Origin of the sequence: Niastella populi (assembly GCF_002078015.1) — a bacterium.
Taxonomy (GTDB): domain Bacteria; phylum Bacteroidota; class Bacteroidia; order Chitinophagales; family Chitinophagaceae; genus Niastella; species Niastella populi.
Window position 1 is genome coordinate 159,613 of the sequence record NZ_LWBP01000243.1, and the last position, 15,399, is coordinate 175,011.

A 15,399-nucleotide genomic window follows, 5' to 3' on the forward strand; every position below is an offset into this window, starting at 1 on the left:
GATAAATTTTACTGTTCACTAACCTTTTGCGTGGTAATAACCAATTATTTACCTTTTTACCAGTTGCGCCATGAGGTCGGCTTCAGTAGCAATCTTGTTGCCCACATACACCGTTCCCCGCATTTCGCAAATACCGCGCCGTATAGGAGCCATTAACTCCATTTTGAGGATCATAGTATCCCCGGGAACAACTTTTTGCTTGAATTTACAATTATCGATCTTCAAAAAGTAGGTATCGTACTCTCCGGCGGGCATGGCGTTGATACAAAGGATACCGCCGGTTTGCGCCAGCGCCTCTACCTGCAATACGCCGGGCATTACGGGGTTACCGGGAAAATGACCCTGAAAGAACGGCTCGTTATAGGTCACATTCTTTATTCCAACAATATGTTTGTCGCTCAACTCAATGATCTTATCAACCAGCAGGAAAGGAAAACGGTGCGGCAGGGTTTTTTCGATCTTCTGCAGGGAATATACCGGCGGCAGATTGGGATCATATACCGGAACATCCTTTACATGTTTGTTCTTCTTGATGTACTGTTTGATCTTGCGGGCAAAATCAACGTTTGTGCTATGACCGGGACGGTTGGCAATGATATGGGCTTTGATGGGATAACCGATCAGCGCCAGGTCGCCAACTATATCCAGCGTTTTATGCCGGGCCGGTTCGTTGGGGAAACGTAATTCGAGGTTATTGAGGTACCCTTCGTTTTTCACTTCTATCTTCTTGCGGCCAAAAACCTTGGCCAGCCTTTCCATTTCTTCCTGGGTAACCGGTTTATCAACCACTACAATGGCATTGTTGATGTCGCCGCCTTTTATCAGGTTATGCTGCAACAACATTTCCAGCTCGTGCAAAAAGCAGAAGGTACGGCAGGGAGCTATTTCATCCTTAAACTCACGCATGGTTTTTAAACCTGCATGCTGGGTGCCCAATACCGGACTATTAAAATCAATAAGGGTTGTTATTTTATAATCTGTAGCAGGAAGGGCCGTCATTTCAACCCTTTTCTGTTCATCGTAAAGGGTAATGTTGGTATCGATGCTGTACCAGATCTTGGCAGCATCCTGCTCAAGCACGCCGGCTTCTTCAATGATCTCAACAAACGGGGCTGAGCTACCGTCGGCAATAGGAATTTCAGGGCCATTCAGCTCTATAAGGCAATTATCCACGCCCATACCCACCAGCGCCGCCAGAATATGTTCAACTGTAGACACCCGGGTATCGCCATCCTGCAGGGTTGTACCCCGGGATGTATCGGTAACCAGATCGCAATCAGCCTTCATCACAGGTTGGCCGGGCAGGTCAATGCGTTGAAACTGAAAACCAAAACCGGGGTTGGCTGGCTTCAGGGTCATATCCACATTAATTCCTGTATGTAAACCGGTACCGGAGATACTTACAGCCGACTGCAGGGTATGTTGTTTATCGGGATTAAAATTGTTGTTCATTCCTGTTTTTTAATAAGAATGCGCAAAGATAGGGATTCCGTAAAGACGAAAAGGCGCTGAAAATGACGTACATATAAAACGGTAGTAAAATAGCGGTTCGCCCTCGGTATTTTGCATATAAATCCCGGTCGATTTTATGCCTGCCGGGAATGTTCTTACCTGGTTATCATGGTTTTAATAAGGGCCTTTCCTGCGCCTGCCGGGAATGTTCTTACCTGGTTATCATGGTTTTAATAAGGGCCTTTCCTGCGCCTGCCGGGAAGGAACAACTACAAATTAAAAAAGGTGAGCGTCCCATTGGTTGCAGGACTACCCACCTTTGGATCTTGTTTCAATAAAATGCTATTATAAACCGGAAATTTTTTCGGTAAGCAGCTGCTTTACCAGGCTTTCCAGCTCTTTAATTCTTTTTTCCAGATCGGGCAGTTTACGGCTAACCGCCTGGCTGCGTAAAGCGCTTGTATATTCAAATGCCGGGCTGCCGGTAACTGCGGCATTGGGCGTTTTTATCGATTTGCTTACACCGCTTTGCGCATTGATCTTACTGCCATCGGCAATTTGAATATGGCCAACGATGCCGGCCTGTCCGCCGATCATTACATTGTTACCGATCTTTGTGCTGCCGCTTACGCCAGCCTGTGCCGCGATCACTGTATTGTTCCCTACTTCAACATTATGCGCAACCTGTATAAGGTTATCGAGTTTGGCGCCCGATTTAATTACGGTTGAACCGATGGTTGCACGGTCGATGGTTGCATTGGCGCCGATCTCCACAAAATCTTCAACCACTACATTGCCAATTTGCGGAACTTTTTTGAAGCTGCCATCGGCCTGGGGGGCAAAGCCAAATCCATCGCTGCCGATAACGGTGCCTGCATGTATGGTTACATTTTTACCAATAACGCAGCCGTGGTAAATTTTTGCGCCGGGATGCACGATGGTATTGTCGCTGATCTTTACATCATCGCCAAGGAAAACGTTAGGGAATATTTTTACATTATTGCCCAGCACAACGTTTTCGCCGAGGTAAGAAAATGCGCCGATATATACCTGCTGGCCCACTTTGGCCGATTTGCTGATATATGCCGGTTCCTGGATACCCGTCAGTTTCTGGGTAGCCATTTCCTGGTACTTGGTAAGTAATGTGGCAAAGGCTGAATAAGCATCGGGCACCCGTATCAATGTTGCCTGCACCGGCTCTTTCAATTCCTGGGCGGCGTTGATGATAACCAGCGTTGCTTTGGTAGTGTACAGGTATTCCTCGTATTTGGGATTGGCAAGAAAAGAAAGCTGACCGGGCTGCGCTTCTTCAATTTTTCCAAATGAATGCACTGATGCCTCGGGGTTTCCTTCAACTGTGCCATTGATGATCATAGCTATTTGTGCGGCGGTAAATTGCATAGAATAGTCGTTAGGTCAAGTAAGTCAATTATATCAAATCGGTTATATAAACAATGTAATAGAACGTGTCAAAGCTACTGCATATTGAAAAATGTAATGTGTTTTGCGCGCTATGATTATGGTGTTAACATACCGGCTGTTTTAACTGTTCAACAATTGTAGTAACAAATGTAATATTTTTTCACAGGGCTTGCTAATGCCTGATGTATCAAAGCATTATCAACTTTTGATATATCAGTCACCGTTCCGTTCTTAAATAAAATATTGATGCTTTCTACGGTGGGATTGTACGTGGTATTTTCCGCTTCCCCCATAAAGATCAAATAGTCGCAATCAGCATCATTTATCTTCAAATGCCGGCAAATGTTATTCCGTAGTGTTTTAATCCAGTCCTGATCAAAGGGTTCGGCCTGCAATTTAACTTTTAGTAAACGGCGATCTATCAAACAACGGCATAATGTGCTCAATACTGCGTCGGGATGAAATATCCAGTTTTTTATGGTAGCCAAAACGTCAAAATCGTCGAGCTGGCAAAATTTATCGAGCTGTTGTTCAATAAACGCCGTATTGGTGGCGCTTTTCAAAAAGAAATCGAAGATGGGCGAACCTGCCTGTACATCGTGCCCCTTTTGTATGAGGTCCTTTGCGCGTTGAACGATCTTTACCAGCGTTTTTTCGGCTCCCAATACGGTTTTGTGCAAATACACCTGCCAGTACATCAGCCGCCGGGCCACCAGGAATTTTTCAATGCTGTAAATGCCTTTTTCTTCCACCATCAGGTCGCCATTGTGTACCGTAAGCATTTTCAGGATACGGTCGTAACCGATAACCCCTTCCGAAACACCGGTAAAAAAGCTGTCGCGGGAAAGGTAGTCCATCCGGTCAACATCGAGCTGACCGCTAATGAGTTGATGTAAAAATGGCTTGGTATAATTATTGGTAAAAATGTCGATGGCTTTATGGAGCTGTCCCTTCATTTGCCCGTTGAGCACGCGCATGATGAGGATGCTGATCGTTTCGTGATGGGTATTGCTGATCAGTATATTTTCAAGGGCATGGGAAAAAGGCCCATGGCCGATATCGTGTAAAAGAATGGCTATTTTGGCAGCCGTTTCCTCTTCGGGGGTAACCTCCACTCCTTTACTTTTCAGTTCGGTTAGTGCATTGCACATAAGATGATAGGCGCCCAGTGAGTGATGCAAACGGGTATGCACGGCGCCCGGGTAAACCAGGTGCGCAAATGCCATTTGGTGAATGCGTCGCAAACGCTGGTACCAGGGATGCGCAATTACCTGAAAAACGAGCGGATCATCGATGGTGATAAAACCATATACGGGGTCATTGATGATCTTTCTGATGCGGTTTGTCATTCGCTGCCTGCTGTTTTGTTAAAATTGCTGCCAAAAGCAGCGGGCAAAAGTACAAAGCCCCGGGGGATAAATTAAATTTGGTTAGATTGGGGTTTGAAGTTGACAGGTTGGCAAGTTAACAGGTTAACATGTAAGGTTGATAGAAGTGATAAACGAAAGGCAGAAGCAGGTAGGAGGTAAGAAGTTGACGAGTTAACAGCGCCCGCCTCTATACAGCAAGGGTCGACAAATTGGTTGCGAGTTTCACGAGCAGGTTTTATTTGCAATTCACGATTAACCGCTCCCGCCTTCGCTGAAGGCAGCGCTGAGGTTTGCCGTTTCACGTTTGCTGTTTCACAATTGCCAGTTTGCCAACTTAATGTGTCACTTTAAAAAGCTAATCATTATAAAAACAACTATACATGCCATTAGGAAAGATACTCTGGGTTGATGATGAAATTGAAAGTTTACAATCTCAAATACTTTTTTTACAGAATAAAGGCTACGAAGTAACGGCGCTTACCAACGGGTTCGATGCGGTTGATTTTGTAAGGGAAAATCCGCTCGACGTGGTGCTGCTCGATGAAACCATGCCCGGCATAACCGGACTGGAAACCCTTTCGAAAATAAAAGAGATCAATTCGCAGATCCCGGTGGTGATGATCACCAAAAATGAAACGGAGAACCTGATGGACGATGCCATCGGCAGCCAGATCACCGATTACCTCATAAAACCGGTAAATCCCAACCAGGTGCTGCTGAGCCTTAAAAAGATCATTGATAACAAACGCCTGGTGGGTGAAAAAACCACAATGGCCTATCAGCAGCAGTTCCGCAATTTGTTCATGGCGCTGAACAGCAGTCCCGATTACAACGAGTGGATGGATATTTACAAAAAACTGGTGTACTGGGAACTTGAAATGGAGAAAAGCGACAGCCCTGAAATGCAGGAGGTTTTTCAAACGCAGAAGAATGAGGCCAACACCGAATTCTTTAAGTTCATTTCAAAAAATTACGCTCGCTGGGTAAATCCCAAAAGCGACGACGGCCCGGTAATGTCGCACAACCTCATTAAGTTTAAAGTGCTGCCCCATGTAGAAAAGGGAACGCCTACTTTTTTCATACTGATCGATAACCTGCGCTTTGATCAATGGCGGGCTATTCAACCCATCTTTGCTGAAAGTTTTCGCATACTGGAAGAAGACAGTTTTTACAGCATTCTGCCCACGGCCACGCAATACGCGCGGAATGCCATTTTCAGCGGTTTGCTGCCTATAGATATTGAAAAAATGTTTCCGCAGCAATGGAAGAATGACGATGAGGAAGGCGGAAAGAATTTGCATGAGGAAGAATTTTTCCGTGCCTTTTTAAAACGGCAGCGGCGCGACGATATCAAAGCTTCTTATACAAAGATCCTGAACAACCAGGCCGGTCAGGACCTCGTGAACAATATTCACAACCTGCTGGGGAACGATCTCAACGTCATCGTTTACAATTTTGTCGATATGCTAAGCCATGCCCGTACTGAAATGGAAGTACTGAAAGAGCTGGCCGGCGATGAAACCAGCTATCGTAGCGTTACCCGCAGTTGGTTTGAACATTCACCATTGCACCAGGCATTGAAAAAAATCGCCGATAAAAAGATAAATATCATCCTGGCCACCGATCATGGCACGGTGCGGGTGAAAACCCCGGCCAAAGTGATCGGCGACAAACAAACTACCACCAATCTTCGATATAAACACGGCCGCAATCTCAACTACGAACCCAAAGATGTGCTGGCTTTCCGCGATCCCAAAGAAGTGGGATTGCCTGTTCCAACAGTGAATTCATCCTACATTTTCGCCCGCGAAGACATGTACCTGTGTTACCCCAATAATTACAATTATTATGTGAATTATTATCGCAACACTTTCCAGCATGGCGGCGTTAGTTTAGAGGAGATGATTGTGCCGATAATAAAAATGACGAATAAATAAGTCGTTTCAGGTGAACAACCTGCGGCGTTTGAATGGCGCGTGTGCCCGGAATCCCGTGATACGGGACTGGAAATTGAAGAGAAAGCATGTTTTTATGGCCCTAAAAGGCATTTTTAACGCTTTTTTGGGCTATAAGGCATCGTTCTCAATGTTTTGTGTGGATAAGTTGTGTCTTTGATTTCCAGCACTAAAATTGTGAATAGTAACTTTGCCAATCATAAAAAGTCATCTACCATCCAGACTATGAAATTTACGCAGGCAACATTAGATAAAATTGAAGCGATTCTCGATGAGGCGGAATATGTGCTACGCTATGAACGGGGTAATTTTCAAAGTGGATATTGCATTTTGGAACAAAAGAAAGTAGTAGTATTAAATAAATTTCTCCAGCTCGAGGGCCGCATAAGCACCCTGATCGATCTTATTCCCCAATTGAATGTAGATCCGGAATCGTTCTCGCCCGAAGTACGTAAAACGTATAACGATGTGCTGGAACGGCATGCGATTGTACAGGCCGAAAACCAGAAGTAGGCAGGCTATTTCTGATTTTGAGATGTAGAGATTTTGAGATCTCATTAGCTTTAGCCTTCTGATAAATCTCAAAATTCCTAAATCCCTGAATCGCTAAAATTCTTCCGTATTTTTACCGCGTGAGCTATCCTTCATTAACCATTACATTTTTAGGTACCGGTACCAGTGCCGGTGTACCCATGATCGCGTGTGAATGCGCAGTTTGTACCTCAACCGATAAAAAAGACAACAGGCTTCGTTCCAGTATTATGGTGCAATCGGAAAAAACGACACTGGTTGTCGATTCCGGTCCCGATTTCAGGTACCAGATGCTGCGCGCCAAAGTAAAACACCTCGATGCCATTATCTATACCCATGCGCATAAAGATCATGTAGCTGGTCTCGATGATGTGCGGGCGTTTAATTTCTTTACCCAGGAACCCATGCAGGTGTATGCCAGCGATATGACACAGGAAGTGATCATTCGCGAATTTCCCTATGCTTTCTACGAATCGAAATACCCCGGCGTTCCCGATATACAATTGAACACCATTGCGCTGGAGCCTTTTGTGGCTGGCGATATACCCGTTACGCCCATAATGGTGTGGCATTTGAAAATGCCGGTGCTGGGTTTTCGCTTTGGCCGGTTCACCTATATTACCGATGCCAACCGTATAGAGGACAGCGAGCTGGAAAAAATCAGAGGCAGCGAAGTGCTGGTATTGAATTCGCTGCGGAAAGAAAAACACATTTCGCATTACTCCCTTAGCGAAAGCATCGAGGTGGTGAAATCGTTACAAATTCCCCAATGTTATTTTACCCACCTCAGCCATCAGATGGGTTTGCATGCCGAAGTAGAGGCGGAGTTACCCAATGGAATTAATCTGGCTTATGACGGGTTGGTGATAAATGTGTAAGTTCGGCAAAACGTGAAACGGCAGACGGCAAGCCTCGTCGCGGCCAACTTCGGCAATCAGCTCGAATTTCGGGTGGCGCAAAATTGAATATTAATTTCAAGATGTGCGAGCATTTCACGTTTCACATCTGCCGTTTCACGACCAGTCAACTCATCAACCAGTCAACTCATCAACTAGTCAACTTACGACTATACTTATAGATCATCTCATACAACTCGCCCGGTTTAAATGGTTTGGCTAGGTAATCGGTCATACCGAATTCGCGGGTGCGTTGCAGAATATCTGAAGAGGCGGAAGCCGTTAAAGCAATGATAGGAATACTGCCGTCGAAACTCCTGATGTGTTGTGTGGCGTTATAACCATCCATAACCGGCATTTGAAGGTCCATCAGCACAATATCATACGTGGTTTCCCGCACCTTGTTAATGGCTATGGCGCCGTTCTCGGCAATATCAATTGCCCCGTTCCAGTTGGTGATCATTTTCTTTGCCACCATAATATTGAACTCTACATCTTCAACCAGCAGCACTTTTATGCCCGACAGGTCGTTTTTGCCATTGGTGGTTTTTTGCGGTGGAACTTCCTGTTTGCCTTTTTTGAAAGTGATGGTAAAAAAGAACGCAGCACCGCGGCCAGGTTCGCTGTTCAGGTAGATATCACTGTTATATAACGCCGCCAGCCGTTTTACGATGGCAAGGCCAAGGCCGGAACCGCCAAACTCGCGGGCGATATCAACGCTGGCCTGGGTAAACCGGTCGAAGATCAGCACCTGTTTTTCTTTTTCAATACCCACGCCGGTATCTGTCACCGAGAAATAAACAGTCGCTTCTTCGTCCTGGATCTTTTGCAACGAGATCTGTAAGGTAATGGTGCCGTTGCGGGTGAACTTAACCGCATTCGACATAAGGTTATGCAGTATTTGTCCCAGCCTCACTTCATCGGCCAGTATATATTGAGGCAGGGCGTCGTCAATGACCATGTTGATGGTATTGCCTCTTTCCGCTGCGCGGATCTGATGCGCCGTTTTTATGTTTTCAGCAAGCTGGTGTAAGCAAATGTTCTTTTCAGCCAGCACAATTTTCCCTTCTTCAATTTTCCCAAAGTCGAGTATATCGTTTATCAGCCGCAGCAGGTTTTCGGCAGAAATGTTAAGGGCTTTCAGGTTTTCCAGTTGGGTTGGTAACAACTGGTCCTGCGATAACAAATGCGCAATGCCAATGATGGCGTTCAGCGGCGTGCGAATTTCATGGCTCATTACCGAAAGGAAATCGCTTTTGGCGCGGGCGCCGTCTTCGGCCTGTTCCTTGGCCCTTGTCAACTCCGCTTCTGTTTCTTTTCGTTTTTGTATCTGCTTTTCGAGCCAGGCAATGCTGTTGACGAGCACATTGTCTTCCCTTTCTATAATGGCAGCCGCCCTGGGATCGTGTGCAAGGATGGTGTCTTTTAATTTCTTGACCGACTGGCTGTAAATGTTATTCTGAAGCTGCAGGTTATTCAAAATATCCTGGTACTCCTTTTCACATCCCTGAAAAGCATGCTCGGTGAGCTTTTGTTCGCTATCGTAGTTTTTATAGGCCTGATCAACCAGCTTCAAAAGCTGCTGAACTGCGGGGTCGAATTTTTGCGCGCCTGACAAGGTTTTGGCGATCTGCTTTTCAAGTAACTGATGATACTGCATAAGGGGTTCGGGTTGAGCTTAAATTTCTGTAAATGCTGAAACGGTCATGGTTTGATCATATAGCCTGCCAAGGCTGCCCAGGTCTATTGGCGGCCCATAAAACCCAATAGCTGTGATCACACCTGCAGCGGGCAACTGGTTTACCCCAACACAGGTTCGGGGAAATTGCGAACTATCGCCGGCAAGGCCGCTCAGTACCGGAATATTTTGGGTATTGTTCTTATTAAAGCCTGACAGCAGTTCACTGTTATCGCTGCAGGTGCTGTCAGAAACGATAAAGGCAGCGCTCAGGTCGCTTTGCTGCAATTGCTGCAGCAGGTAATAACCGGCCGAAAAATAGTTCTGGTGCCGGTATATATAGGTTTCGGCACAATGGATGGTGATGTTATCGAATTGAATGGCTGTAACAACGACACTGTTGTTGGGCGAAGTGCAATTTATAATGCTGCCCGGGGAAGAAGATAAGATGATATGCGCCTCGGGATAACTTCTTTCCAAATAATTGAAGACCGCGGTATCGGTGATCAGCGATGCTTCGCCAAAGACCAATACCAATTGACATTGCATGCGGTCGAAATCCTCAGCGTGCAGATGAATTTTCCAGCTTTTACCGGCGTACTGGAGTTGTTGAATTTTCATACGGGTTTGTTTAAGGGTGCAGGCTAAGGTTATATGTGTAACGTTTATAAGTATCAAATACTTATATTTAGGCAGAAAAAAGTAAGTGTTTTTTATCCACCTTTTGAAATCTTCTAAAAGAATAGAGATAATCTATTAGTGAAAGGCAATAATAGTAGTAGCGGTAACCGAAAAATTGACAAAGCTCAACATTCGTTTATGGAAGGCAACTGGAAAGATTATTTCACTTTCACAAAGAAAGAACGCATCGGCATTTATACATTGCTGATACTCATTGCAGCCGGCGCCATCGTGCCCCGCTTTTTTTCTACCCCGGCGTTGCACAGTGAACTGGTTGCGGAAGCCATCGATCTTGCAAAGGCGCCGCCGGCACAACCCGGCAAAGAAAAACGTTTAACCTACGATCAACGGCCATCGCCTTATGATGAGGTGGGTGATGAACCTGCTAAAACGCAACAGGCGGTGTCGCATTTTCCTTTCGATCCCAATACACTCGATGCCGAAGGCTGGCGGCGACTGGGCATTCCCGATCGCACTGTTCGCACCATTATAAATTACAGGGCTAAAGGCGGACGGTTCAGAAATGCCAGTGATGTAAAGAAAATGTATGGACTGAAAGCCGCAGACTTTGAACGCCTGGCGCCATTCATCAGGATAACCCAGCCCGCATATGTTAATTCGGCCAGGCCGTTGGTGAAATATGTAAAGGCGCCGCCGGCGGTCATCGATATCAACCAGGCTGATACAGGCGCTTTTATTTCCCTGCCCGGCATTGGTAGTAAACTGGCCAGCCGCATCATTAATTTCAGGAATAAACTGGGTGGTTTTTATTCGGTAAACCAGGTAGGGGAGACGTTCGGACTGCCCGACTCCACCTTTCAACTGATAAAACCCCGTTTGCAATGCGAACCGGCAGCGGTGCAAAAGATAAATGTCAATACGGCTGATGTAAACACCCTGAAACAGCACCCCTATATCCGGTGGAATATAGCCAATGCCATTGTGCAGTACCGACAGCAGCACGGTGAGTTTCGTTCCTGCGGCCAGCTGCGGCAGATCGCATTGATAACCCCCGAGATCTTTCAGAAAATTGAAGGTTATATTACGGTTGAGTAAGAACGTGACAATGTTTGTTATGTACTGAAAATAAGGCAGGTAGAGTGGTTGGTGTTAGGGGTTTATTAATATTTTCAAAAAGATTACTAACATTTGTTAGTGTGTCGAAAAAACTGCTATCTTGCAACAGCCTTTAACGATACTTGCCAGTTAATTCAGGTAATTTTAAGTATGAATTTTCAAACTTCAGAACTTACTGACCAGGTGGCACAATCGACCCGCGATTTTGCCTTGCAGCACATAAAGCCTTATGTTATGGAGTGGGATGAATCCCAGGAGTTTCCCATGCACGTTTTTAAAGAAATGGGCAAATTGGGACTAATGGGCGTACTGGTTCCTGAAAAGTATGGTGGTGCCGGCCTCACCTATTATGAATATGTTGCCGTTATACAGGAAATTGCCAAAGTATGCGGCTCCATCGGGTTGAGCCTGGCTGCACACAACTCGCTGTGCACCGGCCATATGCTGAGCTTCGGCAATGAAGAGCAGCGGATGAAATACCTGCCTAAGCTCGCCACCGGCGAATGGCTGGGCGCCTGGGGACTAACGGAGCCCAATACGGGAAGCGATGCTGCCAATATGAAAACAACGGCCGTTAAGGATGGCGACCATTGGGTGTTGAACGGCACCAAATGCTGGATCACCCATGGTAAAAGCGCCGATGTGGCTGTTGTAATAGCCCGTACCGGCGAACCAAGAGCAAAGAACAACGCTACGGCCTTTATAGTTGAAAGAGGCATACCGGGCTTCAGCGGTGGTAAGAAAGAAAATAAACTGGGAATGCGCGCCAGTGAAACGGCCGAAATGATCTTCGATAATTGCCGTATACCCGATAGCAACCGCCTCGGTAATTATGGCGATGGGTTCAAACAATCACTGAAAGTGCTTGATGGTGGACGTATTTCCATAGCAGCGCTGGCGTTGGGTATCGCAAAAGGAGCATATGAAGCTTCTATACAGTATGCAAAAGAGCGCCACCAGTTCGATCAGGCAATTGCCAGCTTTCAGGGCATATCTTTTAAACTGGCCGATATGGCCACTGAAATTGCCGCCGCCGAATTGCTTACGCTGCAGGCCTGCGATCTGAAAATGCGGGGAGAGCCCATGAGCAAGGAATCGGCCATGGCAAAATATTTTGCCAGCGAAGTGGCGGTGAAAGTATCAACCGATGCCGTGCAGATCTTTGGCGGGTACGGTTATACGAAAGATTTCCCGGTAGAAAAATATTATCGCGATAGTAAACTATGCACCATAGGCGAAGGCACATCTGAAATACAAAAGATTGTCATAGCCAGAGAAGTGTTAAGAGCTTAAATCAGGAGTACTGCTCAACGGTTGCTTGTCATGACAGATTCCCCCGGCTATAATCGGGGGATTTTTTTTGCCTTCCTCCGCCCCTCCAGAGACGGGGGGGTGGATATTTGCTCATATCTCAGCTTATTAAATAGTACAAAAACAGGCATGATTAAAGATTATGCATCGTGCGGTTCCTGTAGTAAATTTATGGCATGAATAAAGAAGTCAATTATGTGTTGCAGGGCTTCTTACTAACGCTGGTGGTTATAGGAGCCTTTAAATTCAGCGGCTTATTATTTTCAATTCCTGCGCCTGCCCAATCTGAAGAAACAGCAGGCTATTGTGGAACAATTGCGGAAGCAGCGCCCTCGTTAAACCCAACTGCTGAAATTGGTAAAAATATCTTTCGCGAAAATTGTGCTTCGTGCCATTCGCTGCGAAAGGACCTCACTGGACCTGCATTGACAGGAGCGCTGAGCAGAGTGACCGATAGAAAACTGTTGTATAAATGGATCAGGAATCCTTCTGCTGTATTGAAATCGGGCAATACTTATTTTAACGGTCTTGTAAAGAAGTATGACGGCTTAATGATGACGGGTTTTCCCGGTTTAACCGACGGGGAAATAGACGCCGTTCTTGAATTTATAAGCGCATATTCAACGCCGCCGCCAATAACTGCAGAATAAGGTTACGGCATAAAATCATCAGCATCCTTCGGGCCATACTTATCGAACAGCTTATCGATAGCGCCGCCGAAAATGGGGAATTTATCTTTTGCAAAGTTCTTGACGATCTCAACGGCCTTATAAGCCTGCTGCTCGGTTAAACCTTCAGCCATTAACTTCTTAATTAACTCTTCCATACAAATATTTTGTAAAGATAATTTAGTAAGAAAAAAACGTCAGTTGCCGGCTGACGTTTTTGTATTTGAAATACTACTTTATGAAATTGTATATGCAGGCGTTTTGCGTTAAGCTTTCCGCGTTATGCGTTTTGCGTTCTGCATTTTGTGTTTGCGTTCTGCATTAAACGTTTTACGCCACTTTAAGCAAACTCATTTTGCTCTTGTCGAAATTCTTCTTCGCATACTCCAGGTTCAAATGGAATACGGTTTGTTTTGAAGAAGGCAGTTCAAACATGGCATCGGTTAAGATGCTTTCGCAAATGCTGCGTAAACCACGCGCACCGAGTTTGAACTCAACGGCTTTATCAACCATAAAGTCGAGCACATCATTGTCGATGGTCAGTGCAATACCTTCCAGATCGAACAATTTTTTATATTGTTTAACCAGCGCATTCTTAGGTTCGGTTAAAATAGAACGGAGCGTTGATTTATCGAGCGGGTTCAGATGAGTAACAACGGGTAAACGACCCAGTAACTCAGGTATGAGGCCAAACGATTTCAGATCGGTAGCATTAATGTATTGCAACAGGTTCTTTTTCATATGCTCCTGCAGCTCTTTGTTTACATTAAAGCCAATGGCGTTGGTATTCACCCGGCGGGCGATCACTTTATCGATACCGTCGAACGCGCCACCGCAAATAAAGAGAATGTTTTGCGTATTGATCTTGATCAGTTTTTGCTCGGGGTGTTTACGTCCGCCTTGTGGTGGAACCAGTACATCGGTGCCCTCCAGCAGTTTCAGTAAACCCTGTTGCACGCCTTCGCCGCTCACATCGCGGGTGATTGACGGATTATCGCCTTTGCGGGCGATTTTATCAATTTCATCTATATAAACGATGCCTCTTTCGGCAGCGGCTACGTCATAATTGCACACCTGTAACAGGCGGGTTAAAATGCTTTCCACGTCTTCGCCCACATAACCGGCTTCGGTGAATACGGTTGCATCAACGATAGCGAACGGCACGTTCAGCAAACGGGCAATGGTTTTGGCCAGCAGCGTTTTACCGGTACCGGTTTCACCTACCATTACGATATTGCTTTTTTCAATATCAACCTCGTTGTCAGCTGGTTTCTGTTGCAGGCGTTTATAGTGGTTGTATACCGCTACTGCTAATACTTTTTTAGCTTCGTCCTGACCAATCACGTATTCATCCAGAAAGCGTTTAACCTCAATGGGTTTCTTAACGTTCAGTTTGAAGGAAGTGCTCGGTGGGGTACTTTCATGGCGGATCATCAGCTCCTGTTCAATGATCTCACGCGCATGCTCTACGCAATTTTCACAAATGTGTCCTTCCTGCCCGGCAATAAGAATCTTTACTTCATCGCGGCTGCGTCCGCAAAAAGAACAATGTAGTGTTGTTTTAGCCATGTTTAGTATAAAATCGCTTACAAAGGTATCTAAATGGAAGTCCAAATCCCAATTAAAAATCCCAAACTCCTGTTACAGAAAATTAGTATGCGGAATTTGGGATTTTTAATTGATTATATGTACCTATAACTTCTCAACTACCTGATCTACAATGCCATATTCAATGGCCTCTTTTGCATCCATCCAGTAGTCGCGATCGAAATCCTTCATGATCTGCTCAAATTTCTTTCCACAGTTCTCGGCAAGGATGCGGGCGCCCATTTCCTTGGTTTTGCGGGTTTGCTTCGCCTGGATCTCCAGATCGGCACTTACCCCCTGCATATAACCGCCCAAACTGGGTTGGTGAATCATTACTTCGCCATGGGGGTAGATCATACGTTTACCCTTTGTGCCGGCGCTCAGCAGAATAGAGCCCATTGAAGCGGCGAGGCCCATACAAATGGTACTAACCGGGCTTTTCAACATGCGCATGGTATCGTACATGACCATACCGCTGGTTACTACGCCACCAGGGCTGTTTATAAAGAATTTTATCTCTTCACCCGGTTTGTCGGCATCGAGCAGCAACAAACGGGTTACAATTTCTCTTGCCGATTTATCATCCACTACGCCCCACAGATACACAGCTCTTTTTTCAAAAAAGAACTTTTCCATCTTCTTCGCTAATACGCCGAAATCCTGCTTTTCTTCTTTGCCGTTTTCTTTTGGTTCTTCTTCATCATCCATTCGAAATGGCTGAAATAAATGGTTTGAATATATCTGCATGATATTTTTATTTGTAGTTCGTAT

14 protein-coding genes are annotated in these 15,399 nt (G+C 45.5%); 6 read left to right on the forward strand and 8 right to left on the reverse strand.

Annotated features, from left to right (window positions below; genetic code table 11):
• Positions 1-48: 48 nt before the first annotated feature.
• The 3 genes from A4R26_RS31685 to A4R26_RS31695 form a co-directional block, all read right to left on the reverse strand.
• A complete protein-coding gene (locus A4R26_RS31685; RefSeq protein ID WP_081170735.1) occupies positions 49-1,452 on the reverse strand; it encodes a bifunctional UDP-3-O-[3-hydroxymyristoyl] N-acetylglucosamine deacetylase/3-hydroxyacyl-ACP dehydratase in 1,404 nt (467 codons plus the stop codon).
• 345 nt (positions 1,453-1,797) lie between these two features.
• A complete protein-coding gene (gene lpxD / locus A4R26_RS31690; RefSeq protein ID WP_081170737.1) occupies positions 1,798-2,853 on the reverse strand; it encodes a UDP-3-O-(3-hydroxymyristoyl)glucosamine N-acyltransferase in 1,056 nt (351 codons plus the stop codon).
• A 149-nt stretch (positions 2,854-3,002) separates the two neighbouring features.
• Positions 3,003-4,223: an HD domain-containing protein gene (locus A4R26_RS31695; RefSeq protein WP_081170739.1), complete on the reverse strand. Its 1,221-nt coding sequence runs from the start codon at positions 4,221-4,223 to the stop codon at positions 3,003-3,005.
• A gap of 401 nt (positions 4,224-4,624) precedes the next feature.
• Between A4R26_RS31695 and porX the strand changes: the two genes are divergently transcribed.
• The 3 genes from porX to A4R26_RS31710 all read left to right on the forward strand — a co-directional run bounded on the left by porX (position 4,625) and on the right by A4R26_RS31710 (position 7,608).
• Positions 4,625-6,181, forward strand: a complete 1,557-nt coding sequence (gene porX, locus A4R26_RS31700) for a T9SS response regulator signal transducer PorX (protein WP_081170741.1) — start codon at positions 4,625-4,627, stop codon at positions 6,179-6,181.
• 243 nt (positions 6,182-6,424) lie between these two features.
• The gene (locus tag A4R26_RS31705; RefSeq protein WP_081170743.1) at positions 6,425-6,712 is read left to right on the forward strand and encodes a hypothetical protein; all 288 of its coding nucleotides are present in this window, start codon (positions 6,425-6,427) and stop codon (positions 6,710-6,712) included.
• 119 nt (positions 6,713-6,831) lie between these two features.
• Positions 6,832-7,608 (forward strand): MBL fold metallo-hydrolase, encoded by a 777-nt coding sequence (locus A4R26_RS31710; protein ID WP_081170745.1) that lies wholly within the window; start codon positions 6,832-6,834, stop codon positions 7,606-7,608.
• 169 nt (positions 7,609-7,777) lie between these two features.
• Here A4R26_RS31710 and A4R26_RS31715 read toward each other — a convergent pair whose 3' ends face one another.
• The gene (locus tag A4R26_RS31715; RefSeq protein WP_081170747.1) at positions 7,778-9,286 is read right to left on the reverse strand and encodes an ATP-binding protein; all 1,509 of its coding nucleotides are present in this window, start codon (positions 9,284-9,286) and stop codon (positions 7,778-7,780) included.
• Positions 9,287-9,304: 18 nt separating this feature from the next.
• The gene (locus tag A4R26_RS31720; protein ID WP_081170749.1) at positions 9,305-9,925 is read right to left on the reverse strand and encodes an FIST N-terminal domain-containing protein; all 621 of its coding nucleotides are present in this window, start codon (positions 9,923-9,925) and stop codon (positions 9,305-9,307) included.
• Between the two features lie 198 nt (positions 9,926-10,123).
• Here A4R26_RS31720 and A4R26_RS31725 point away from each other — a divergent pair, with 198 nt between their 5' ends.
• From A4R26_RS31725 to A4R26_RS31735, 3 genes are all read left to right on the forward strand, one after another.
• A complete protein-coding gene (locus tag A4R26_RS31725; RefSeq protein ID WP_081170751.1) occupies positions 10,124-11,041 on the forward strand; it encodes a ComEA family DNA-binding protein in 918 nt (305 codons plus the stop codon).
• Positions 11,042-11,212: 171 nt separating this feature from the next.
• The gene (locus A4R26_RS31730; protein WP_081170753.1) at positions 11,213-12,355 is read left to right on the forward strand and encodes an acyl-CoA dehydrogenase; all 1,143 of its coding nucleotides are present in this window, start codon (positions 11,213-11,215) and stop codon (positions 12,353-12,355) included.
• Positions 12,356-12,549: 194 nt separating this feature from the next.
• The gene (locus tag A4R26_RS31735) at positions 12,550-13,023 is read left to right on the forward strand and encodes a c-type cytochrome (RefSeq protein ID WP_081170754.1); all 474 of its coding nucleotides are present in this window, start codon (positions 12,550-12,552) and stop codon (positions 13,021-13,023) included.
• Between the two features lie 2 nt (positions 13,024-13,025).
• Here A4R26_RS31735 and A4R26_RS35285 read toward each other — a convergent pair whose 3' ends face one another.
• From A4R26_RS35285 to A4R26_RS31745, 3 genes are all read right to left on the reverse strand, one after another.
• Positions 13,026-13,199 (reverse strand): hypothetical protein, encoded by a 174-nt coding sequence (locus A4R26_RS35285; protein WP_165760484.1) that lies wholly within the window; start codon positions 13,197-13,199, stop codon positions 13,026-13,028.
• Positions 13,200-13,371: 172 nt separating this feature from the next.
• Entirely contained in the window at positions 13,372-14,610 is a 1,239-nt protein-coding gene (clpX, locus tag A4R26_RS31740) for an ATP-dependent Clp protease ATP-binding subunit ClpX (RefSeq protein WP_081170756.1), read from the reverse strand.
• Positions 14,611-14,733: 123 nt separating this feature from the next.
• Complete coding sequence (locus tag A4R26_RS31745; RefSeq protein WP_207625866.1) at positions 14,734-15,375, reverse strand: ClpP family protease; 642 nt, start codon at positions 15,373-15,375, stop codon at positions 14,734-14,736.
• Positions 15,376-15,399: the final 24 nt, after the last annotated feature.